The sequence below is a fragment of the Chryseobacterium sp. II3a genome (assembly GCF_057815135.1).
In genome coordinates, this window is record NZ_JBYPZJ010000018.1 from 1 (window position 1) to 23,699 (window position 23,699).

Genomic DNA, 23,699 nt, shown 5'->3' on the forward strand with positions numbered 1-23,699 from the left:
AGTTATACAACGAATGAACGTGCTGGCTAAATCCCGTGATACTTTACTATTGCAAAAAACGGCTTTGGAAAATCAATTAAGGGAAGCCAAAAGTCACGATGTGTATGTGTTTAAGCTATTGACCCAAACCTTTTCAAAAACGCTAAAAACTCTTACCACATCTATAAAATCAATAGAAAATCAGCTTTCAGAGCTCATGGAAATCCAAGATGAGATTAAGAAAAACAAAGAACTTTTGACTTCCATTCCTGGAATCGGAACTCAATGTGCTCTTAATTTGATCATCATTACCAATAACTTCAAATCGTTTGATAATGCTAAACACCTTGCTTGTTATGCGGGAGTTGTTCCGTTCAAAAATCAATCAGGAACCATCGTAAAAAAAGAACGTGTATCGAAAATGGCGAATCAAAAACTCAAAAAGCTGCTTCATTTATCTGCCATGGCAAGTATACGAGCAGACAAGGAATTAAAAACCTATTTTCTGAGAAAAGTAGAAGAGGGTAAAAATAAAATGAGTGTTCTTAATGCTATAAGAAACAAATTAGTACATCGAATAATGGCCGTAATCAAACGAAAACAGCCATTTTTTCCAAAAGAAGAATTTTTATCAATAAAAAAAACTTATAATACTTGCTTATTAACATAGAAATCTATGTGGTTTAAAAAATTTCGAACCACATAGGTTTCACATAGAATGTATTTTAAAAAAGACTTTGTGTACTTATAATATCCGGTAAGCTATTTTTTATTATGCTTTTTAGAAACGATAGCACTGTCCTTTTGAGGAACTTTAGCAACAGAATCATTGTCAACAATAATAGCTTCTCCTATGGTAACACCATCATTACTCAGACTGTCTTCATTTAGTTCTACAGCCACCTCACCTGTTCTCAGAGGTCTATCTTTTGAGCATCCGGTCAGAAAGAGGACTAAAGAAAGTACAGCAAGCGTTACTCTACTGTTTTGAAAAATATCAGGGATCAATCTGAAGAATTGATTTTTTACTTTTTGTGATTTTTCTTCTTCAATATTTAACTGATGATTATAAAATGTTCCACAAACTTTTTCATTTTCTTTTTCAGTGAGAATTTGCAGAATTTCTTCAGGTTGCTTTTGGGTAAAATCAATTACGCATTTGTTGCAGACAGCACAAAATCTGCCTTTTTCCTGTGGAGACACAGATGCCTAGTTTTCAGAACATGGTTCCGGGATGTATAAGTTTTTCATGAATAGGTTTTCGTATACGCATTAAAAAACCGTTCCAAAACTGGAACGGTTTCTTATTTTATATGAAAATTTTAGATTAAGCTAAAACTTCTTTTACTTTGTTTGCAGCTTCTTCTAAAGTAATTGCAGAGTGAACCGGAAGACCAGACTCGTCAATTAGTTTTTTAGCTTCTACAGCGTTAGTTCCTTGTAATCTTACGATCAATGGAACCGGAAGGCTACCCATAGCTTTATAAGCATCTACAACTCCTTGAGCTACTCTGTCACATCTTACGATACCTCCAAAGATGTTGATTAAGATTGCTTTTACGTTTGGATCTCTTAAGATAATTCCGAAAGCAGTCTGTACTCTCTGAGCATCAGCAGTACCTCCTACGTCAAGGAAGTTAGCCGGGTTACCACCTGATAATTTGATGATATCCATAGTTGCCATTGCAAGACCGGCACCGTTTACCATACAAGCAACGTTACCATCCAATTTTACGAAGTTAAGGCCAGCTTCACCAGCTTCTACATCCATTGGATCTTCTTCTCTTGTATCTCTAAGTTCAGCTAAATCTTTGTGACGGAATAATGAGTTGTCATCTAAAGTTACTTTAGCATCTACAGCGATAATTTTGTTATCAGAAGTTTTCAACACTGGGTTGATTTCGAAAAGAGAAGCATCAATACCTGTATAAGCATTGTAAAGAGAAGAAATAAATTTCACAAATTCTTTGAATGCATTTCCTTCAAGACCTAGGTTGAAAGCAATTTTTCTAGCCTGGAATCCTTGAAGACCGATAGCTGGATCAATAAGTTCGTTGTGGATTAAGTGAGGAGTTACTTCTGCAACGTGCTCAATATCCATCCCACCTTCAGTAGAATATACGATCGTATTTTTTCCTTCAGCTCTATCTAAAAGAATAGAAACATAAAATTCTTTAGTTTCAGATTCTCCAGGATAATAAACATCTTCTGCAATCAAAACAGAGTGTACTTTTTTACCTTCAGCAGAAGTTTGTGGAGTTACCAACTGCATTCCGATGATATTCTGAGCGTTTTCTTTAAGCTTATCCATGTTTGGAGAAAACTTAACACCCCCACCTTTACCACGACCACCTGCGTGAATCTGTGCTTTTACAACCCAAGCCTGAGCTCCAGTTTCAGCAGTCAATTTTTCAGCAGCTGCTACAGCTTCATCTACGTTGTTTGCAACGAAACCACGTTGGATAGCTACTCCATACTTTGATAAAATCTCTTTTGATTGATACTCGTGAAGATTCATATTATTTTTATTATTTTATTTTAATATTTAAAGGTTGACAAATTTACTAAAAAGACATGGAAGTTCAAGATTCTTCATTCAAAAATTAAAGATTAGTTCCTTGATTTTTGACATGTTTATAAATTTTCCTTATTCTTCCGCTAATTTTTCAGACTGTGATCCGATAAATGGAATCCTAGGAGCCAGGAAATATCCTGTAAGGCTTGCAAACAAAATCGGAACAAAATAAGTAAACCCCGTTAGTGTTCCCAGAATAATGGTGGTACTCATTGGAGTTCTTGTTACACAGGCATTGATCGCAGCCATGCAGCTTACAATAGCTAAGGTTGTATCTACAGCAGGAAATAAATTGTGGATAATCAGTCCTAAAGTAGTTCCTACAAAGAACAGCGGAATGATAAAACCTCCTCTCCAGCCCGAAGTAACCGTGATAGCAATGGCTAATATTTTAAAGACCAGTACCAGAATCAGGAAATTCAATCCGAAGTTTCCTCCGATTAACTGATTGATCTCGTTGTGTCCAAAATATCTTGTGATCGGAAAATTGTAAGCGATAACACCTAAAAGAAGCCCACCAACGAATGTTTTGATGTAGATTGGAAATTTTCTGTACTCAAAAATCTTTTTGAAAAATTTCACCACAAAGATGAAAATCCAGCCAAAAAGAGTTCCTACAATTCCAAATAAGGTAGCATATAAAAAATCATAGACTCCGGTGTAATGATAAGCTTTCAGATCCCAGGTAGCTCCAATTCCCAGATGGATAATCAAAGCAAACATCAGATAACTGAAACAACTTGCTACCAAAGCCGGAATAATGGCTTTATAGTATTCAACGGCATGCTTGTGATGCAGAATTTCCAGAGAGAAAAGACTTCCTCCAAGCGGAGCTCCAAACAGCGCAGTAAATCCTGAAGCCATCCCTGCAATACTCAATGAACGCAATTCTTCGCCTTTTAACCTGAAAATTTTCCCCAGCCAGGTTCCCGTAGATCCGGTAACCTGTACCAAAGGAGCTTCCGGCCCTAAACTTCCTCCAGATGCTACACAGAAAAGTGAAGAAAGAATCATGGATGGGTTGTTTTTAGGTTCCAGTTTTCCTTTATTGAACCTGATGTTATTTACAATCAGATGAATTTCTCCCGGATCACCAATGAAGTGGATCACCAATCCCGCCAAAAGCCCGCAAACAGCCATTGTAGGTATCACCTGCCAGCCTTGGAAATGGGCTAAAAATTCGGTAAAATGTTCCAGGACGACCCAATATCCTCCGGCAATAATACCGCCTACCAGACCTGTAAAGGCCCACATGAAAAAAGTACGGCTGAAGACGAACGGATTGAACCTCATCGGCTGATCCAAAAGGTTAAACGTTCTTATAATCCGTCTTCTTCTGTTGATTTTCATCCTTATATTTTGTTTTTAGCAAAATAAAGAATCAGCATTCCCCAGCTTAAGATCATCATCAGCCCTCCAAGCGGAGTAATAGGTCCTAAGAATTTAAGATTCATTCCCAGGTAATCCTGCATGCTCAGGAAATAAATGCTCACTGAGAATAAAAGTGTACCCGCAATCATCAAAATAGAGGTCCATCTTTCAGCAGAAGTTTCAAATTTTAAAATATATCCGATGATCAGCAGAAAAAAGGCTGCATACATCTGATATCTTACTCCTGTTTCAAAACTTTCAAGTCTTTCCACTGATAATATTTTCTTTAGAGCATGGGCTCCGAATGCACCAAGGATTACAGATACCATTCCGTAAACCGCTCCAAAAACTAAAGTAATTGTTTTCATTTTATAACTCTTCTAATTCTAGGGTTAAATATTTTTTTGTTTTATTGTCCTGCCAAGTTCCGATGATTTTATTTCCTTTTAAATCAGCTTCCACCAAGGCTCTCGGGATCCATTGTTTCAATTCTTCACTATGGTAACCATCTTCTGTGATAGAAAAATGGTCATGAACAAATTCTCCTCTCCAATTGATAGGAGTCTTATTCTTATCATACCAATAAGTCGCTGAAAAAGAATCATCCTCATTAATATCGTTGAACAAAACCGTCACCGGATATTTTCCATCAATTTTTCCTTTGTATAATTTATTTCCAGGACTTGTTTTCTCTATTTTTTCAGAACCGGAAATCAGATTTTGGGCATAAGGACTCCAATATTTTTCCAGCTCTTTATAAGTAAATTCGATCTTATGACTTCCCAAATCATCCAATGCCCGCATGGCGTGATTAGAGCATCTGCCTACTACAAAAGCCAACCTATCCTTTCCAAAGAAATATCTGATGCCATTCAATGTATAATCTGTGAAACACCCTTCATATAAACCAATTTGCTCCTGAACATCTTCTGAAGCATTTTTCTCGGATTTCAGCTTCACGAGAAAGTCATTGATTCTTTTTTTGATTTTCTTCTGAATCAAACCATTGACAGTCTTTATAGTACCTTTCTGAAATAAATCTTCAGCATTGATGTAATTTCCGGTCCTGATGTCAAAATTTTTCCAATCTGAAAATTCTTCTGGATAGGCTCCAGAAGCTTCACCATCAATACTGATACTTAGAATATTTTTTGGAGTTTCTAGCTTTTTCCAATCATAGAAATACACATAGTTTGCGTAGGAAGTAGCTCCTTCATTCACCTTTTTAGAGGGATTTCCTTCTGATCCGGGAATATATTCCAGCTCACTTACCTGGAGAAAAAGATTGATCTTGTTTTCTACTCTGGAATTACCGGCATAAGAAATCACAGGAAAAACAAAATCTTTTGTTTTTGGCTGCAAATCAGTTATTTTTAAATTTTTCTGTTGTGAAAAACTTAAACCGGAAACCATCAGAAAAAACAGGATACTCTTTTTCACTATTTCGATTTTAAATACATTAAAATAAACTTGGCTACCAATGTAGAAATTCCCAATATAATAAACACATTAGCGAATTTCTTGGAAGTTCTGAAACCAGGTGATGTTGTTTTCTTTAAAAAGAATCCAAAGGCTAGAAATAGGATGGGGAGAATTATCTGTAACATTAGTTTCCTCTCATTCTGTTAAACTCATTGATAACTTCATGATGACTCACCGTCTTATCTTTGAAGTAAGTCACAAAATGTTGCTTTTCTTCTTCTGTAGCTCCCAGTTGGTTCAGAATGTTCAGTAAGTGCATTTTCATATGACCTTTCTGAATACCTGTTGTTACTAAAGAACGCAATGCTCCAAAGTTTTGGGCTAGCCCAGAAACAGCTAAAATACTCATCAGCTCTAGAGCAGATGGTTTTCCTAATAATGCTAATGAGAATTTTACCAGTGGATGAAGGTTCGTTAACCCTCCTACTACTCCTACGGAAATCGGAAGATCTATCCAGAATCTGAAAACACCATTATCTGTTGTACAGTGGGTCAAAGATCTGTATTGTCCGTCTCTTGCTGCATAGGCATGAGCACACGCTTCTGTTGCTCTGAAGTCGTTTCCGGTAGCAATTACAACAGCATCTACTCCATTCATCACTCCTTTATTGTGAGTGGTTGCGCGGTAAGGTTCAATTTCTGCAATGGTAACGGCTTGCTTAAATTTAGCAGCAAATTCTTCAGGAGAAATTCCGCTGTCATCTTTTAAGTCTTCCATTTTACAGGAAACCTCAGCTCTTACGATACAATCAGGCGTAAAATTGGAAAGGATATTCATCACAATCTGTAATGAGTTCTTTTCATCCTGAGTGAAGTCTTCGCTGGTTGCTACTTCCTGTCTCAATGTTTTTCCAAACTGCTCAAGACATGAATTAATAAAATTAGCTCCCATTGAGTCTACCGTATCAAAGCTCGCCTTCAATTGGTAATAATTTGGCATTTCTGAAGTTTTATCCACTAGGCTGATATTCAGAATACCACCCCCACGTCTTCTCATGTTGGCAGTGATATCTTCTGTAGCTTCAAGTAATTTTTTCTTTAAACTGAAATTAAAGAAGTGTAATAATTTATGGGGTTCTACATTAAATATAAAATGGGTATGCCCCAATTTTTCTGTATTGATGATGGTTGTTTTAAAACCTCCTTTATCAATCCAGAATTTTGCAGCCTTGGAAGCTGCTGCTACTACTGAACTTTCTTCAACAGCCATTGGTAATGCCAATAGTTTTCCGTCAATTAAAAAATTCGGAGCAATTCCGTACGGCATATAGAAATTGGTAATCGTATTTTCAGAAAATTCTTCGTGAAGTTTCTGAAGATCCGGATCTTCATTCCAGTATTGTTTTAATATATTTTGATATTCCTGATTACCTTCAAGATATTCGTTTACAAGCCAGTCGATTTTCCCTTGCTTTGGAAGCTTGGAAAACCCTTCGATCGGTTTATGATTCATAATATAAACTTTAATGAGGCGTAAATATAATGATTTTGAGACTCTTTTTTGTGGATAACTTCTATGAAAAAAGGTTGACATTTATCAATTTTGGAATTAAATTTGAACATATTTTACAATATCAATTGATACAAATAATATCAAATCATTTAGCATATGAATTTTGACCGCCTTAAAGAAAAACTTGAAATCCTTGCTGATGCTGCAAAGTATGATGTTTCATGCTCATCCAGCGGAGGAACGAGAAAGAATAAAAAAGGGGCTTTGGGGGACAGTTCTGTAAGCGGAATTTGCCATACCTATACCGAAGATGGCAGATGTGTCTCTTTACTCAAAATTTTATTGACCAATCATTGTATTTATGATTGTGCTTATTGTGTATCCAGAAGTTCCAATGATATAAAAAGGGCTGCCTTTACAGTAGAGGAAGTTGTAGACTTAACGATTAATTTTTACCGTAGGAATTATATTGAAGGATTATTTCTAAGCTCCGGAATTTTCAAAAATGCAGATACAACCATGGAAAGACTTGTTCGGGTTGCCAAAAAACTGCGTCTGGAAGAGAATTTCAACGGATATATTCATTTAAAATCCATTCCAGGAGCTAGTGATGAACTGATGCAGGAAGCAGCACTCTATGCGGACAGACTCTCAGTAAACCTGGAAATTCCGACAGAAAGCGGTTTAAAATTATTGGCTCCTGAAAAAAACAGACATGACATGATTAGCCCTATGAGATATATTCAAAAAGGGATTATCCAATATCAGGACGAGAAAAAGATTTTAAAGAAAGTTCCCAAGTTTGCTCCTGCAGGGCAATCCACTCAAATGATCGTAGGAGCTACGAACGAAAATGACCTGCAAATTATTAAGGTCGCAGATCATTTTTATAGAAATTTCAATCTGAAAAGAGTCTATTATTCCGGATATGTTCCGGTTTTGGAGGACAACAGACTTCCTTCTTTAACGACAGAGGTTCCAATGCTTCGGGAAAACAGATTGTATCAGTCTGATTGGCTGATGCGGTTTTATGGCTTTAAAGCTGAAGAGATTTTAGATCCCAATATTCCTTTCCTTGATTTAGAAATGGATCCAAAACTAAGCTGGGCCTTAAGACATCTGGATCAGTTTCCTGTGAATATTCAGACTGCCGATTACCGGATGATTTTAAGAATTCCCGGAATTGGAGTTAAATCTGCTCAGAAGATCATCAGTGCAAGACGTTTTCAGATGTTAACACTGGATCATTTGAAGCAACTGGGAGCAGCCGTGAACAGAGCGAAATATTTTATTGACTTCAATGCCGGCAATGCCTATCTGAAATATTTAACGAATAAAAACTTCAGACAACTATTGATTGGTGGAAGTTCTTCTAAATTTCATAATCAATTTTCACAGCAGCTGAGTTTATTTTAATATGGAAAATAAAAAATCTACACCCCCCAACGATCATCTGATGAAAAGTATTGAGAAGGAAGTCTCAAAATTCTCTCAACACTTTATGTCTAATGCTAAATGGATCAAACTGATTGACCACCTTGTTGATAATATGGATGGAATAAAGAAAATTCAATTCAAAAGAATTCAAGACGACATCATTGGAGAGCTATACCTGGATGAAAACAGCAGCTTTGAATTTGATTACTGGAATACTGCTTTTGAAGGGATTAATTCTTTTGGTGGCTGGCTCCAATATAAAGAAATTGAATACCTTTCTTTTCCTAAATTAATTGATAGAAATACAGAGCAGAATCTGGAAAAAATTTCAGCAGTGATACAAACTATCGGAAAATTTCATCTCGAAACTGATGAAAATGAGCTGAGATTAATCTGTTATAAAAAATAGGGTGGCTATATACAATTTTACACCACTGTCATTGACTACGTCGAATCTTTGATTTCTGACGAAGGAAGAATCTCATACTCTGACTTAGATTCTTCATTTCACTTTGTTACATTCAGAATGACAGGTCCATAATAATAAAATAACTGCATTAGTATAAAATTGTATATGATTACCTAAAATAGAAGCACCTGCCATCCTCGAAACTCTTCTTCATAATGGCAATGATCAATTATATAATTTTAAAATTAAATGATGACCACCCTACTCTACGATACCAGTTTTGACGGTTTTTTCACTGCGATATTCGAAGTATTTGAATATCGTTATAAAGATGTGGAAATTGTGAGTAAGGAAAGGTTTTACCAGGAAAGTATTTTTGCTGAGATTCATGAGGTTGTTACCCAAACAGACAAATCAGAAAGAGTATTAAAAAAATTGGAGCAAAACCTTGGAAAACAAGGTATTCATAAACTTTTAAAAGTTTTTTTATCTGAAGATCCTGAATTGGAAAAGGTCATATTATCAGCAGTAAGACAATCTATAAAATTTCCTGAAAAAAATATTCTGGAAAATTATGCAGATGCTGACATCATGAAAATCTCCAAAATTTGTAAATCTGTGGATAGAGAGAGGCATCGAATGACTGCTTTTGTTCGTTTCGAGAAAATGCAAGACGATATTTTCTTCTCAAAAATAGATCCTGATTTCAATGTTCTCCCCTTAATCAAAAAACATTTCACCGACCGCTATCAGGATCAGAAATGGATGATCTACGATTTGCGAAGGAACTATGGGATTCTTTATGATCTGGAAACTTCAGATTTCTTTTATCCAGATGAAAAACTGGATATGAAGAATTATCAGGAGAAATTTCATGATGAGGAAAAGAATTATCAAACGCTTTGGCAGCGGTATTTTACCAAAACCAATATTGTTGAAAGAAAAAATATGAAACTGCATGTACAACATGTTCCTAAAAGATATTGGAAGTATTTGACTGAGAAGTGGTGATTTTAAAAAGAATTTTCAAATTCACATTTCCATATTGTGGATAACTTTTTCACATCAGAAATCAGCCTTATTATTAAAAAACCTTTTCAACAGAGGTGTTTTATAACCCACTATATTTGTGATAGATATACCATTAGTTATTCTACAATCTCATATTGTGGATAACTTTTTTAACCACGGATTACATGGATTTACACAGATGATTACTTTTTAAGTAGAGATTTTAAGACAGAAAAATTTGAGAGAATTTTTAATTTATATTCTGATATTGTGGATAACTTTTATACATCAGAAATCAGACTTATTATTAAAAAACCTTTTAACAGAGGTATTATATAACCAACTATATTTGTGACAGATATACCATTATTTATTATAAAATCTCATATTGTGGATAACTTTTTTAACCACGGATTACACGGATTTACACAGATGATTACTTTTTAAGTAGAGATTTTAAGACAGAAAAATTTGAGAGAATTTTTAATTTATATTCTGACATTGTGGATAACTTTTATACATCAGAAATTAGATTTATCCTTAAAAAACCTTTTAACAGAGGCATTCTATAATCTACTATATTTGTGATAGATATACCATTATTTATTATAAAATCTCATATTGTGGATAACTTTTTTAAGCACGAATTACACAGATTTACGCAAATGATTCTTTTTTTGAGTTGATATTCTACTCAAGAAAAATTGAAAAAGATTTTAATTCAGATCCTGATATTGTGGATAACTTTTTCATCTTATTAATTATACTTATTCTTGAAAAACCTTTTCCACAAGCGCATTCCATAACCAACTAAATTTGTGATAGATATAATGCTTTTTATTCTACAATCTCATATTGTGGATAACTTTTTTAACCACAGATACACAGATTTTCATAGATGATTACTTTTGAGCTGGTGTTTTCTCCTAAAAAGATCTGAGAAGATTGTTTATTCAGGTTTTGCATTGTGGATAACTTTTATAAATCGATTGTATTCATTTGTATTCGAGAATTATTTTCGAGAACAAAACAAACACAACTATCTAATTAAAAGCAATATACATTTAAAAACCATTTTACACTAGCCTATTGTGGATAACTTTTATTTACGAATGGTACGCAGGGCTTTTTTGACAATATATTGTGTTTCTTTGGTATTACTTTCTCTTAGCCATTCATCACAAATTTCTACTACAAATTCTGGTTGAGATTTGCTGGCATCATTCAGCCAATTGCCTACACTATCCTGTACATATCTTGATGGATCTGATTTTAATGGTTCTAAAATTTCTAGTCCCAATCCTGGATTTTGTTTTAATGCATCAATATGCTCACACCACACTCCTCTTGGCCTTGTGGATTCGCTGGCAAAACGCCTGATATTTTCATTTTCATGCTTTGTCCATTCTGATAAAATCAATATACTTTCTTTAAGATTTTTTGAAATGTCCAGACGCACCGTCATCCAGCATATTTCTCTTACCCCAAAATGAGTGTCTGCAGCAAAATATTGGATCTTTTTTAATTTTTCTTCTGTGCTAAAAGCATTATTCCGACCAATGGTATAGGCAGCCCAGCAACGAACCAAGTCCGCAGGATGTGTGGATAACTTTAAAAGAAATTCTTCATCCTTATTTTTAAGCGTAAGATCAAGAATTCCTAAACCAATTACTTCATTGATTGTATTAACTGTTTGTTTTTTCAATTGGTCTACTCTATTCAGAATGGGTTGCAGATATTCTAATCGCTTGTTCTGTTTTAACAGACTTTCCAGCAACAACCTTTGATCAACAGCCAGCCATTCTGTAAGATTAGCCGTTTCAATTTCTCCTGCATTCAATTGGATTAAAATATCCGCAGGAATATCTTTTATAGAACGGGCACCTTTTCTTTTTTCTGTCATAATGCTTGTATTATTTCTTCCACATCTACTCGATTCATGTAATTTACATCTAAAAATTTATAAGTCACCATTCTATTTTCATCCACAACAAAAACAGCCGGAACCGGTAAAACATTATCATTGTTTTTATTGAAATCAAAAAGATTAATTCCAAGAGTTTTATAGTAAGGAATTACAAAGTCCTGTAACTGAAAAGTGATCCCTAATTTTTTAGCCAAATTATTATCAGCATCTGTCAACACTTCAAATGCAATATTATTTTTTTCTGCCATGCTCAGAGAATGATCTGGACTTTGTGGAGAAATAGCAACTAAAGTAGCTCCTTTATTTTTTATTCTTAAAAGATGGTCTTGTAAAAATTTTAATTCCAGATTACAGTAAGGGCACCAGCTTCCTCTGTAAAAAGCTAAAATCATTTTCCCATCTCTTAGAATGTCTTCAGAATTGATAATTTTTCCCAAAGCATTGGGTAATGAAAACTCTGGCATTTGATTTCCTATCTGAATACTTTTTTCTTCAATTCTTACAGTCTTCAAATCTTCAATAGACTTTCCAAAAGCTTCCAATATTTCCTGGGGAAGCTGTGAAGATAATTCCTGATTCAAATGTTCAATTTGTTTAGCCAGTGTATTCATTTTTAAAATTTTATTATTTTTACAAAGGTCGAAAAGGCTTTACACATAAGCAATAACGCATATTTTTCACCCATAGGGATAAAAAAGTCAATTTTATGGAAATAAAGGGAAGAGCTGAAGAAAATAAAATTTGCCCATTAGAAGTTGCTGTCAATACAATCAGCGGAAAATGGAAAATTCCGATCGTTTGGCAGATCAATGAAGGAAAGAAACGTCCCAGTGAATTTTTACGGGGAATTGCAAAAGTAGACCGGAGAGTGCTTAATCAACAGCTCACAGAAATGGTTGAGGATGGTATTCTTACAAAACAATCTTTTAATGAACTTCCTCCCAGAGTTGAATATACATTAACTGAGCTTGGGGAAAAGTTGGTTGCAATTTTGTGGCTGCTGAATGATTGGGGGAAACTGTTGATTCCTGAGATGGAGAATACAGAAGTTTAAAATTGATTATTGGTCTCACAGATTTAGCCAATTAGGCAGATTTTGATATTCTTCTTACTATAAATTTTGTTGTGGAAAACGCTAAGGCACTATATTGTTCAAAATATAATGTATTATTAAGGCGCAAGGATTTTATCTGTGATACAATTGCAAATTGCTAAATATAACCATGAATTCTCGAATAGCTCTGTTCAATTAAAATCTATGTGGTTTTAATAATTTTCACTACAGACACATAGAATAGTATATCATTTATAAATCTTAAAGTCGGAATTAATATTATAGCATAAAAAAATTGTGCATTCTTAGCAAATAAAAGCTTAGTCTCAGTATTTCAGCATATCACAAAAAGTCCCATATTTGTAAACGAATCAAATGACTATGAAAAAAATTATTTCAGGAGGGATAATAGCCTTAATTATATTGGGTTGTACTCAGGATAAAAAAACATCAAATATTCCTGCTCAGGAAAATGAAGATTTAATGCCTGTAAGTTCGGTACAAATCAATAAGAACAAAAATACAGTCAGAGAAAGATTTTCTCCACCCAAAGATTATCAATGGGAGGAAGAAAAGCCTGATTCTTTTGGCTATTTCATAGAAAACTTTAAACTGAAACCTTATGGAAGCCAGATTGTAAGATATGATGGTTCTCCTATTTCCACCCAGCATCTTCATGAAGCCGTTTTTGATATTGATATCGGAAATAAGGATCTTCAACAGTGTGCGGATGCCGTGATTCGTTTGAGAGCTGAATATTTATACAAAATAAAAAAGACAGATGCTATTAAGTTTCATTTTACCAGTGGTCATCTTCTCACCTGGAATGATTATAAAAATGGAACGAGAGCTTTCGTGAATGGTAATGCTGTAAGTTTTAGAAAAACGGCAGGTTTTGATGATTCTTATCAGGGTTTCAGAAATTATCTGGATCTCATCTTTAATTACGCAGGAACGATTTCGCTTAATAAGGAAACTCAACTGGTGACAAAAAGCTCAGATTTAAAAACAGGAGACATTCTGATCACTCCGGGAAGCCCGGGACATGTAGTTTTTATTGCTGGAGTCTGCAAAAATAAGGAAGGAAAAAAATTATTTTTGTTAGGTGAAGGATTCACTCCTGCTCAATCTATACACCTATTATCCAACCCTTTTCAAAAAAATATTTCGCCATGGTACGATCTTGATGTGAATGCTCCTGAGACCAAAACCGCACGGTATATTTTTAAACCGACAAACTTCAGAAGCTTTTAATTCTATATATTCAAAACTATTGAAAAGTTACTACGATTATCTGAACTTGTTTTTGTAAATTTGTGTTCGAAATTTTTTACTAGATGAAAGAGAGTGCTGTAAAAAAGATTGCAGTTCTTACTTCAGGAGGAGACTCTCCAGGTATGAATGCAGCATTAAGAGCGGTAGTAAGGACCGCCAACTACTATAATATTGAATGCTACGGAGTAAGGGAAGGCTACAACGGCCTTATCAGCAATGATTTCCTGAAAATGGGAGCCCGTTCCGTAAAAAACATAATCAACCAAGGTGGAACGATTCTAAAGTCTGCCAGATCTACTGAGTTCAGAACCAAAGAAGGCCGTCAGAAGGCTTATGATAACTGTGTAAAGCTGGGTATCGACGGATTGGTATGTATTGGTGGAGACGGAACTTTTACGGGAGCAAAGATCTTCAGTGAAGAATTTGGAATCAGAGTAATCGGTATTCCGGGAACGATCGACAATGATATTTTTGGGACGGATAACACAATCGGTTATGATACAGCCTTAAATACTGCCATGGATGCAATTGATAAGATCCGAGATACAGCAACTTCCCACAACAGGGTTTTCTTTGTGGAAGTAATGGGCCGTGATGCTGGATTTATCGCTTTAAACAGCGGATTGGCAACAGGTGCTTTGGATATCTTAATTCCTGAGAAAAAAGACAGCACGGATGATCTTTTTGAAAAATTCAGAAAGGCTGAAAAAACAGGAAAAGCATCAAGTATTGTAGTAGTAGCAGAAGGAGAAAAACTAGCCAACGTTTATGAACTGGCAGAAAAAACAAAGCAAATATTCCCTGATTATGACATTCGTGTAGCAGTATTGGGACATATGCAAAGAGGAGGATCTCCTAGCTGTGCAGACAGAGTGCTTGCCAGCAGATTGGGATATGGTGCAGTAGTAGGATTAATGGATGGACAAACGAATGTAATGGCAGGAATGCGTTCTAATGATGTGGTGTATACCCCTATTGAAGAAGCCATTAAAAAACATAATGAAATCAATAAAGATTTAATGCTGATTTCAGAAATTTTAGCAATCTAATTATTTTTATAAATCTAATAAAAACAAACTATTATGTCAACAATTAAAGTAGGTATCAACGGTTTTGGTAGAATTGGACGTCTTGTTTTCAGAGCAATGACTGAAAGAGACAACATTGAAGTTGTAGGAATCAATGACCTAATCAATGCAGAATACATGGCTTACATGTTAAAATATGACTCTGTACACGGTATTTTCCCAGGTGAAGTTTCTGTAGAAGGAAATGATCTTGTAGTAAACGGAAAAAAAATCAGAGTAACTGCTGAAAAAGATCCAAGTAACCTAAAGTGGGATGAAATTGGTGCAGATTACGTAGTAGAATCTACTGGTCTATTCCTAGATAAAGAAAGTGCTGCAAAACACATTACTGCTGGTGCTAAGAAAGTAATCCTTTCTGCTCCTTCTAAAGATGATACTCCAATGTTCGTAATGGGTGTAAACCACAAGGAACTTACTGATGATATCAAAATCTTATCAAACGCTTCTTGTACTACAAACTGTTTAGCTCCTTTAGCTAAAGTGATCCACGATAACTTCGGAATCGTAGAAGGTTTAATGACAACTGTACACGCTACAACAGCTACTCAGAAAACTGTTGACGGTCCTTCAATGAAAGACTGGAGAGGTGGTAGAGCTGCTCTAAACAATATTATCCCTTCTTCTACAGGTGCTGCTAAAGCAGTAGGAAAAGTAATTCCTTCATTAAACGGAAAATTAACAGGTATGTCTTTCAGAGTACCAACTGTTGACGTTTCTGTAGTAGATTTAACAGTAAGAATTGAAAAAGCTGCTTCTTATGAAGAAATCTGTGCAGTAATCAAAGCTGCTTCTGAAGGTGAATTGAAAGGTATCCTAGGATATACTGAAGAGGCTGTAGTATCTCAGGACTTCGTAGGAGATAAGAGAACTTCTATCTTCGACAAAGATGCTGGTATCATGCTTTCTCCTAACTTCGTGAAACTTGTTTCTTGGTATGACAACGAAATGGGTTACTCTAACAAATTAGTTGATATGCTTGTACACGCAGCTTCTCTATAATGAGTAATGAGCGATAAGCAATGAGTAATATAAAGCCTTCCCGATGGGAAGGCTTTTTGTTTTATTAGGGCGTTAAATACATTTTATTAACATTCAACAAGTATTGTTTGGGTAAATATGCTATCTCAAAATCACTTTTCATATCCTCAAGATCTTTTTTAATTGCGGTAATATTGTTTTTAAGTATTTCATCGTTCTTATAACTATCTAAGATTTTAATATATCCATCCATTTCTTCTTTTATTTTTAAAAGCAGTGAAGCAAAATCTGTGTTGAAAGATTGTGTTACATATAGATGTTTATTAATATGCGATTTCCAATTTTTTGAATCTTTTTTCTTCAAATCTTCAATAAATGATTTGGTCTTTTGTTCTAGACTTTTAAGATATTGGACTTCACCCCCTGGATCACCACTTCTATTGGCAAGAAAATCATCTTTATTTTCACCAATTAATGTTAACTGAGATAATAAAATTTCGTTATATAATGTTTTTAACTCCATAAATCTATTATCAGATAAAAGTTCATTATTATTTATATTTCCATAGCTAAATTTCTCCAATTTTAATATAAAAGCTAACATCTTTTGCCCTTTTTGAATATCATTTGTGTTTTCATCTGATAAAGTATTAATATATGAAGCAACTCCTTCGGTCAGAGAATTTAGAAAAGGTACGCTACTTCCTATCAATCCTCCAATAGAATTTTCCTTAAATATTAGATCTAATAGGTATAGATTGGCTTCTTTTTTCTTTTTTTTCTCAATATATTTTTTGAAGTCTATCAACCAAGTATTAAATTCTGGATACCTCATTGGATTTTCCACATCTTTTAACTTACTATAAAATTTTTTAGTTGAATTAACTAGCTTTAGCTTATCAATATCCTGATTAATTTTATGCAAAGAGAACAAAGATGCAAAAAAATTGCTTTGATATATTTCAATTTCTCTTTCTTGCATTTTCATCTGAGATTGCTCAATCAAGTCTAATTTTTCCTTTATACCAGATATTTTTTGATTAATATTAACAGTAGCATTTTCTAATAATTTATTTAAGGTTTTTATTTTTTCATTAATTGAATCTATTTCCTTTCCTTTTTTAATAATATTAGCTTCCGCTTCTTTTAATATTTCATCTTTCTGAATTTGAGCAAATGATACTCCCGTCCAGAGTAGAAACAGTAATAAAATTTTTGTTTTCATGATTATTTGTTTTTCAGGTTAAAGTTTTTGATTAGAGTATAGAAGAATAGAAAGCTTCAACCGGAAAACAAAAAAGTTTAGAAATTGAGCTTCCATGGTTATTAGTTTCATATAAAGCTACGATACTTCGAGGCTATAAGAAATACCACAAAAGGGTGATTTTTTAACATAATTTTATTATTTTTAATAAAACCTTAACCAATGAAGAAAAAACATTTGACTCACGCAAAAAAACCGCATCCCCTCATTAAAGTCTGGAATGATTACCCTGAAATTCTCCAGAATAATAACAGAATATTACCCATTCCCTCTATTAAACACCTTATTGGAGAAATCTTTGCTCCGGGTAAATTCTATTATTATGTCATTAATTTTGCAGACAGTACCATTTGTAATCATCATGAAGATATTTTGAAAATACATGGGCTTAATAAATATCCTGCCCACCTGAAAGAAATCATAGACCTCATCCATCCTGATGACTTAGAATTTGTCATGGAAGCTGAAAGAATGTCCATAGAAAAAATGAAAGAGATTGACGGTTTTGACTACCAGCAGGAGCTTAAAACCAGTTATTGTTTCAGAATGAGAACTTCAAAAGGCAACTATGAACTTTTTCACCATCAGGCTTTACATACCTACAAAGATGAAAGTGGCAGACTTCTGCAGGCTGTAAATATCCATACGAATATTGAACATATTACCCATCATAATTCTTACATGGTCTTAGTCACAGGAATTAACGGACGTGAAGATTTCTATCAGATGCAATGGCAAAAATATCATCTGATTCCTGAACCTGTGACTGTTATCTTTACCAAAAGAGAAGTTGAGATCATCACCTACATTGCAAAGGGATATTCTGCTCTAAAAATTTCCAATACGCTCAATATTTCAGAAGAAACGGTTCGTACCCATCGAAAAAACATTCTCAAAAAATCTGATTGTAAAAATAGCTCTGAACTCGTCAAAAAAGCTATTGAATGGGGATATCTATAATACCTAAATTGAAATCCTGACAAATCTCACTACAAAACTTCTGCATAAAACTTGTACTTTTATATATCTAAGGAATGAACGATGATACAACCCCGATTTAAAGCTGCTCCGCATTTCAGAAACTTTTGGGAAAACGGGAACGGAAAACAATTAATTGAGTTTTCCGGTGCTGAAGTAAGCTTTAAAGATTTTGAAAAATATGCTCCTTTCTTTCATCATGTGGATGAAACCGGAGATGAAGTGGTAAAAGAAGTTTATTTTACTAAGAAATTCCATGAAGCATCAAGAGAAATTGAAGGGTATATCAGAAACGGCGTGTCTGAACATGAGAATGTTCCAGAAAGTGTAAAAAAGCTATTCACCCAAACACAAAAAATTCCGGAGTGGCTGGATTACAACTTATTAAAAAGCGGTGCTGAACTCTGCATGCGAAGTAACCTCGATTCTTTGATTTCTTTGAGAGATTATTGCCTGATCGGAGGCTATGATTATGCTTACCTCAACAAACCCCTCATTGCTACAGAAGCTTTAAAAAAAGGAGCTGTAAAGCGCCTTTCAGAAACCTTAGATTTTTGGGTAAATGCTACCCGATATGATGCATTGGAGATTCATGCTAAAGGATATGAATTTGCCATAAAAACTCGTCTGATCCATTCATATGCAAGACTTTCCATTAAAAAACATTATCAAGAATGGGATACTGAAAACTGGGGTGAACCTATCAATTCCTGGGATATGATGGCCACCTATATTGGTTTCAGTCTGGTTTTTCTTCATAGTCTTCAAAAACTAGGAAATACTTTTTCCATTGAAGAAGAACAGGGCATTTTTCACTTGTGGAAATATGTAGGATACCTTCTTGGAATCCCCGAACAGCTTCTTCCCAATGACAAAAAGCAGGCTACGGAGTATTTTTATTTATGGACTTCCATTCAGCCACCATCAGATAAAGATTCTGTTCTACTAGCTCATTCATTATTGGATGAATCATTAGAAAACCCTATTTTAAAATTTGAATTTCAAAGGAAAAATCTAAGATATCTTCACATCTGCTGTACCTGGTTTCTGCTGGATGATGAAGTTTGCAAAAGACTACAGATTCCTGAAGTTTCTAATAAAATGTTATTTCCAAAATCAAAAATACTTTTCAATAGAATTTATGATCGTCTCGTAAGCCGGGATTCAAGGATAAAGAGAGGAAATAAAGACCAGATGAAAGTATTGAAAGACTATCTGAATATCACTAAAAATTCAAATTTTCATTAAAACTCCATTTTTCAAGAAAATAAGAAGCTCGTCATTATTGATATGCTCAATATAGTTGGAAAAAAATGTAAGTTTATCTCTATTCATTTCTCTTAATGCTATCTAAAGAACGATTTTTTCTAGTGAAATTCCAGATCAGATACAATAAAAATAAAATAAACCAGACACCAATAACAGCACTGAAAAAGATCTCACTGATGGAAGGATGAAGATAATTCGGTTTGTAGAACAAACGGTCAAGGGTTGCAAATTTATCCCTTAAGTCCTTTCTTTCATAAGTATTTCGTATTGCATTCAGAGGCTCCTGGCGATGATCCCGGTAATAAAAGACATCTTTAGTCAGATCTTTCGGAACGATCTGCGTTTCTATATCATACTTTTTAAAAAGGACATCCAGTTTGTGAAACGAGGTTAGCAGTGAATCCTGGCTGTATTGGTAAAGTAGATTATATCTTTTAACTGCGTTTTGATACTGCTGCTGCTGTTCTGGGATTTTATGCAATGGAAAAAACAGAAACTTGTTTTCAAGAAAAATACACATTTTTTCATCATAATCAGGATTTACCTCTATTCCCTTAAATATAATTTCAGTACTGTCCCCTATTTCTTTTTTGGAAATAATCCTTTTTTCCAGTTCCTTATCATCAAAACCAAGAATATCGAGTATCCCTTCAGCTTTGCTGCTTAATTTTTTATGATAAGTACTCAGCATTTTTAGAGTATCAATACTATAATAAGTAGATTCTGTTGAGAAATACTCCTTATTATCTGGATCATAATACACCGTATCTCTCTGTTCAATCACAGGGTAAGGTTTGGGATATAAAATATTTTCGGGATTAAACAGCGACTCCGAGCTATAGGAAGTATAGTTGTATAAAAAAGGTTGTAAGACATTCAGCAGTGTTTTATCTTTATTAAGATCCTTTTCAGGCAAATCCGTTCTTAGCTTTGCATTGAATCCAAAACTATAGCTGATGAAAAAGGTCAAAGAAAAAAAGGACACTAATAGAAGTATAACACCCATTCCCAATTTCTGGGAAAGACCTGTACTTTTTTTAGCATGATTTCTAAGGAGAAAAATAACAAAGAAAAACAAAAAAAGATCGGTTACGAAAACGTGAGAAATGGAGACATCATCATAAAATTTGAATCTGTAAAACTCTGTATAAATATTAATATCCCTAAGGCCTTTAAACTTCACATATCCGTAAATAAAATAGGCCAAATGTATGAAGGCTAATACAGCAAAAGATTTAATCAGGAATAGTTTTAATTTTCTGTCCATAGAATGCTCTTTAAAAGAATGTAAGATAAGCTTTTTTTATATGGGATGAATTGTAAAGACGAAGCTCCTAGAAATCATCTGGTCAAAATAACTTCCATCGTTCCGTTTACAGCTTCCAACAGTAACTTTCTTATGTTGAATTTATTTTTTCAGCACCCTTTAATCTTACCTTTCACATCTATCTCGTTATGAAGAACATCAGCCCTTAAATTTTATCATTTTTTAACTTTAAAAACCAGTTTCAAAGAGAAATAATATTAGTTTTTGATTGAGAAATTATGTATTTTTGAGAAATTATTTTAATAGAGATGAGTAACATTGATGATAAGAAAAAAGCACTCGCATTGGTGCTTGACAAGCTAGATAAAACATACGGAAAGGGAACAGTAATGACTTTAGGTGATGAATCTATAGACAATACAGTAGAGGTTATTCCTTCCGGATCTTTAGGATTAGATATCGCATTAGGTATAGGAGGATATCCAAAAGGAAGAATCATTGAAATATATGGTCCTGAATCTTCAGGTAAAACAACATTAACCCTTCACGCTATTGCTGAAGCTCAAAAAGCAGGTGGTATTGCGGCATTTATTGATGCTGAGCACGCTTTCGATAGAACTTATGCTGCGAAATTAGGAATCGATTTGGAAAACCTGATCATTTCTCAGCCGGACAACGGAGAACAGGCATTAGAAATTGCTGATAATCTGATCCGTTCAGGAGCTATTGACATTGTTGTTATTGACTCTGTTGCAGCACTTACTCCAAAAGCGGAGATTGAAGGTGAAATGGGAGATTCTAAAATGGGTCTTCACGCAAGATTAATGTCTCAGGCATTAAGAAAATTAACCGCTACAATTTCAAGAACAAAGTGTACTGTAATCTTCATCAACCAGTTAAGAGAAAAAATCGGTGTAATGTTCGGAAACCCTGAAACAACTACCGGTGGTAATGCTCTTAAATTTTACGCTTCTGTAAGAATTGATATCAGAAAAGCAAGTGCTCCGATCAAACAAGGTGACGAAGCGATCGGAAGCCGTGTGAAAGTGAAGATTGTGAAAAATAAAGTAGCTCCACCTTTCAAACAAGCAGAATTCGACATTATGTATGGTGAAGGAGTTTCTAAAGTGGGAGAAATTCTTGATACAGCAGTTGATATGGGAATTGTGAAAAAAAGCGGTTCTTGGTTCAGCTACGAAGAGTCTAAATTAGGCCAGGGACGTGATGCAGTAAAAGATGTTTTAAAAGACAATCCTGAACTTGCCGAGGAATTGGAAAACAAGATCAAAGAAGAGTTGAAAAACAAATAATAAATAAAAAACGGTCTGAATATAATCAGACCGTTTTTTTATTGTATCCCAATATTTACTATCCTACAATTTTTCCCTGCACCTGCATTGCACCTGCAACCTGCATTCCTACTGTAAGGTTTTCAAATCTGATATTTTCTTTGTTCACAAAAGCATCCACTGTGAAGAAATCTTCGACTTCTGCATTGGTGATCAGTCTTAATTTCAGGATAAATCCTGTCACACTGCCATCCTCCAATACTTCAGTCTCCTTAATTTCAAGTACCTTACCAATAAAGTCGATGCATCCATAATCAGGAAGATCCTGGCTTGGCTTATAAGCTGTAAATTCCTCATCTGTTTTGGTTCCATCCGGTAAATCAAAGCTCTGATGAAGATCTAGTACGAAAATGATTCCGCTAACATTAATATTCAGTTTATTCTGCGTCAGATATTGGTTTTTGTTTTCTACATAATCTGTAGGAAAGAACCAAAGTCCAAAAGTATCTCTGGCCACCCCGCCTACAATAGCTTCATTGTTATCCACATTTTCCCATTCACGAATTTCTTTGGTCTCAAAATCAAGAGAGAAATCAGTTTTTACTTCAGGATAAATGGTATTAAAATCATCAGAAATAATAGTTCTGAATGTTACATCCTTAAATTCAGTATGCTTAGCCTTTTCCTCTGCGGGTATTTCATCTACTCTGCATAAAGCCATCGTTTCCATCAGATATTGTGAAAATTTTTCCTGAGTCTGGAAATTTTGAAAGCCAAAAATTCCGCCCCACATATTGGCAAGAGAATGAACATTTGATTTCTTCATAATGATTCCAGCCTCATTGACAGCTTCAGGGCTTTTAATCTCCTCTCTGTTTGGAAAATAATCCTTCCCATCTACCAGCTGATTATTCATGATCTCATTATTTTCTTCATGAGAGAACTCAGCAAAACCTTTGAAAGTAACATTCTCATTCTCGAAAGTGTAAGGCAATGCAATATTCCCTTCTTCACCATCACTAAAATGATAAGAAAGAGTAATAGCTTTTAGATCTTCCGGATTAACGGCTAATGCATGATTCCCATCATTATTGAACTGAGAATGATAAAGAATAGCATATGACTTGATTTTTCCTTCTTTCAACTCACTTTCAAACTTTTCTTTCATATTACTCAAGACTACCTGCGGTGAAAGCCCATAAGTAGGATCTGTAATCATATAAGCGAATCCTTCTACTTCCCCACTCTCTTTTTCAAATGCTGAGATAGGAGCAAAGTCTCCTCTTAATTGAAGCGCAATAGAATACACGATATAATCACCATAAATCTTGATCTTTTCATATAATTCATTTACCTTTTTCTCTTCCACAGGTTGTGGCTGTACAGGCATTTCTAATACTGTTTCCGGTATTGTTTCTACCTCTCCTCCTTCCACGATCTGTTCTACTACTTTCTCCTCTGGCATTTCTTGCTGCTGAACCGGAGCACTGACATTTTCCTGTCTGTTGTCTTTCTTCTTAAAAAAATCAAAGATTCCCATATTGTTGTTAAAATTGGCGGTAAATATAATAAAAGCTCGCAATAGGCCCATCA

At 34.5% G+C, this 23,699-nt stretch carries 22 protein-coding genes; 11 read left to right on the top strand and 11 right to left on the bottom strand.

Translation table 11 applies throughout. From position 1 onward, the window contains the following. The coding region (locus AC3HD6_RS23430) for a transposase (protein WP_488898515.1) at window positions 1–649 on the top strand (649 nt) is incomplete at its 5' end. Between the two features lie 92 nt (window positions 650–741). On the opposite strand, the gene AC3HD6_RS23435 is transcribed toward AC3HD6_RS23430, so the two are convergent. The 6 genes from AC3HD6_RS23435 to AC3HD6_RS23460 form a co-directional block, all read right to left on the bottom strand. Continuing rightward, complete coding sequence (locus AC3HD6_RS23435; protein ID WP_488898516.1) at window positions 742–1,182, bottom strand: hypothetical protein; 441 nt, start codon at window positions 1,180–1,182, stop codon at window positions 742–744. A gap of 124 nt (window positions 1,183–1,306) precedes the next feature. After that, window positions 1,307–2,497: an ADP-forming succinate--CoA ligase subunit beta gene (gene sucC / locus AC3HD6_RS23440; RefSeq protein ID WP_045500844.1), complete on the bottom strand. Its 1,191-nt coding sequence runs from the start codon at window positions 2,495–2,497 to the stop codon at window positions 1,307–1,309. A 129-nt stretch (window positions 2,498–2,626) separates the two neighbouring features. Next, complete coding sequence (locus AC3HD6_RS23445) at window positions 2,627–3,904, bottom strand: chloride channel protein (RefSeq protein ID WP_488898517.1); 1,278 nt, start codon at window positions 3,902–3,904, stop codon at window positions 2,627–2,629. Between the two features lie 2 nt (window positions 3,905–3,906). After that, window positions 3,907–4,293 (bottom strand): DUF423 domain-containing protein, encoded by a 387-nt coding sequence (locus tag AC3HD6_RS23450; protein WP_068944628.1) that lies wholly within the window; start codon window positions 4,291–4,293, stop codon window positions 3,907–3,909. Window position 4,294: 1 nt separating this feature from the next. Beyond that, window positions 4,295–5,365 carry a hypothetical protein gene (locus tag AC3HD6_RS23455; protein ID WP_488898518.1) on the bottom strand — a complete coding sequence of 357 codons (1,071 nt, stop codon included), beginning with the start codon at window positions 5,363–5,365 and terminating at the stop codon, window positions 4,295–4,297. 166 nt (window positions 5,366–5,531) lie between these two features. Continuing rightward, window positions 5,532–6,860, bottom strand: coding sequence for a hydroxymethylglutaryl-CoA reductase, degradative (locus tag AC3HD6_RS23460; protein WP_488898519.1), 1,329 nt, complete (start codon window positions 6,858–6,860; stop codon window positions 5,532–5,534). 156 nt (window positions 6,861–7,016) lie between these two features. Between AC3HD6_RS23460 and AC3HD6_RS23465 the strand changes: the two genes are divergently transcribed. From AC3HD6_RS23465 to AC3HD6_RS23475, 3 genes are all read left to right on the top strand, one after another. Then, on the top strand, window positions 7,017–8,276 hold the full coding sequence (locus AC3HD6_RS23465) for a putative DNA modification/repair radical SAM protein (protein ID WP_488898520.1): 1,260 nt from the start codon (window positions 7,017–7,019) through the stop codon (window positions 8,274–8,276). 1 nt (window position 8,277) lies between these two features. After that, on the top strand, window positions 8,278–8,706 hold the full coding sequence (locus AC3HD6_RS23470; RefSeq protein WP_488898521.1) for a hypothetical protein: 429 nt from the start codon (window positions 8,278–8,280) through the stop codon (window positions 8,704–8,706). Between the two features lie 249 nt (window positions 8,707–8,955). Further along, window positions 8,956–9,717, top strand: a complete 762-nt coding sequence (locus tag AC3HD6_RS23475; RefSeq protein WP_488898522.1) for a TIGR03915 family putative DNA repair protein — start codon at window positions 8,956–8,958, stop codon at window positions 9,715–9,717. A gap of 1,102 nt (window positions 9,718–10,819) precedes the next feature. On the opposite strand, the gene AC3HD6_RS23480 is transcribed toward AC3HD6_RS23475, so the two are convergent. Further along, window positions 10,820–11,620 carry a DNA alkylation repair protein gene (locus AC3HD6_RS23480; RefSeq protein ID WP_488898523.1) on the bottom strand — a complete coding sequence of 267 codons (801 nt, stop codon included), beginning with the start codon at window positions 11,618–11,620 and terminating at the stop codon, window positions 10,820–10,822. Next, on the bottom strand, window positions 11,617–12,255 hold the full coding sequence (locus tag AC3HD6_RS23485) for a peroxiredoxin-like family protein (RefSeq protein WP_488898524.1): 639 nt from the start codon (window positions 12,253–12,255) through the stop codon (window positions 11,617–11,619). Before AC3HD6_RS23485 ends, AC3HD6_RS23480 begins: the two co-directional genes overlap by 4 nt. A gap of 95 nt (window positions 12,256–12,350) precedes the next feature. Here AC3HD6_RS23485 and AC3HD6_RS23490 point away from each other — a divergent pair, with 95 nt between their 5' ends. The 4 genes from AC3HD6_RS23490 (at window position 12,351) to gap (ending at window position 16,060) form a co-directional block, all read left to right on the top strand. Then, window positions 12,351–12,698, top strand: a complete 348-nt coding sequence (locus AC3HD6_RS23490) for a winged helix-turn-helix transcriptional regulator (protein ID WP_488898525.1) — start codon at window positions 12,351–12,353, stop codon at window positions 12,696–12,698. A gap of 381 nt (window positions 12,699–13,079) precedes the next feature. Beyond that, window positions 13,080–13,952, top strand: coding sequence for a DUF4846 domain-containing protein (locus AC3HD6_RS23495; RefSeq protein ID WP_488898526.1), 873 nt, complete (start codon window positions 13,080–13,082; stop codon window positions 13,950–13,952). A gap of 83 nt (window positions 13,953–14,035) precedes the next feature. After that, complete coding sequence (gene pfkA, locus AC3HD6_RS23500) at window positions 14,036–15,022, top strand: 6-phosphofructokinase (protein ID WP_488898527.1); 987 nt, start codon at window positions 14,036–14,038, stop codon at window positions 15,020–15,022. A gap of 33 nt (window positions 15,023–15,055) precedes the next feature. After that, the gene (gap, locus tag AC3HD6_RS23505) at window positions 15,056–16,060 is read left to right on the top strand and encodes a type I glyceraldehyde-3-phosphate dehydrogenase (protein ID WP_066697221.1); all 1,005 of its coding nucleotides are present in this window, start codon (window positions 15,056–15,058) and stop codon (window positions 16,058–16,060) included. Between the two features lie 64 nt (window positions 16,061–16,124). Here gap and AC3HD6_RS23510 read toward each other — a convergent pair whose 3' ends face one another. Next, the gene (locus tag AC3HD6_RS23510) at window positions 16,125–17,264 is read right to left on the bottom strand and encodes a hypothetical protein (protein ID WP_488898528.1); all 1,140 of its coding nucleotides are present in this window, start codon (window positions 17,262–17,264) and stop codon (window positions 16,125–16,127) included. Window positions 17,265–17,465: 201 nt separating this feature from the next. Here AC3HD6_RS23510 and AC3HD6_RS23515 point away from each other — a divergent pair, with 201 nt between their 5' ends. Together AC3HD6_RS23515 and AC3HD6_RS23520 are read left to right on the top strand one after the other, a co-directional pair. Beyond that, window positions 17,466–18,263 (top strand): response regulator transcription factor, encoded by a 798-nt coding sequence (locus AC3HD6_RS23515; RefSeq protein WP_488898529.1) that lies wholly within the window; start codon window positions 17,466–17,468, stop codon window positions 18,261–18,263. Window positions 18,264–18,344: 81 nt separating this feature from the next. After that, entirely contained in the window at window positions 18,345–19,529 is a 1,185-nt protein-coding gene (locus AC3HD6_RS23520) for an oxygenase MpaB family protein (protein WP_488898530.1), read from the top strand. 79 nt (window positions 19,530–19,608) lie between these two features. On the opposite strand, the gene AC3HD6_RS23525 is transcribed toward AC3HD6_RS23520, so the two are convergent. Further along, window positions 19,609–20,817 (bottom strand): hypothetical protein, encoded by a 1,209-nt coding sequence (locus AC3HD6_RS23525; RefSeq protein WP_488898531.1) that lies wholly within the window; start codon window positions 20,815–20,817, stop codon window positions 19,609–19,611. A gap of 308 nt (window positions 20,818–21,125) precedes the next feature. Here AC3HD6_RS23525 and recA point away from each other — a divergent pair, with 308 nt between their 5' ends. After that, a complete protein-coding gene (gene recA, locus AC3HD6_RS23530; RefSeq protein WP_068944644.1) occupies window positions 21,126–22,127 on the top strand; it encodes a recombinase RecA in 1,002 nt (333 codons plus the stop codon). Between the two features lie 58 nt (window positions 22,128–22,185). Here recA and AC3HD6_RS23535 read toward each other — a convergent pair whose 3' ends face one another. Further along, entirely contained in the window at window positions 22,186–23,646 is a 1,461-nt protein-coding gene (locus AC3HD6_RS23535) for a hypothetical protein (RefSeq protein WP_488898532.1), read from the bottom strand. Window positions 23,647–23,699 lie beyond the last annotated feature (53 nt).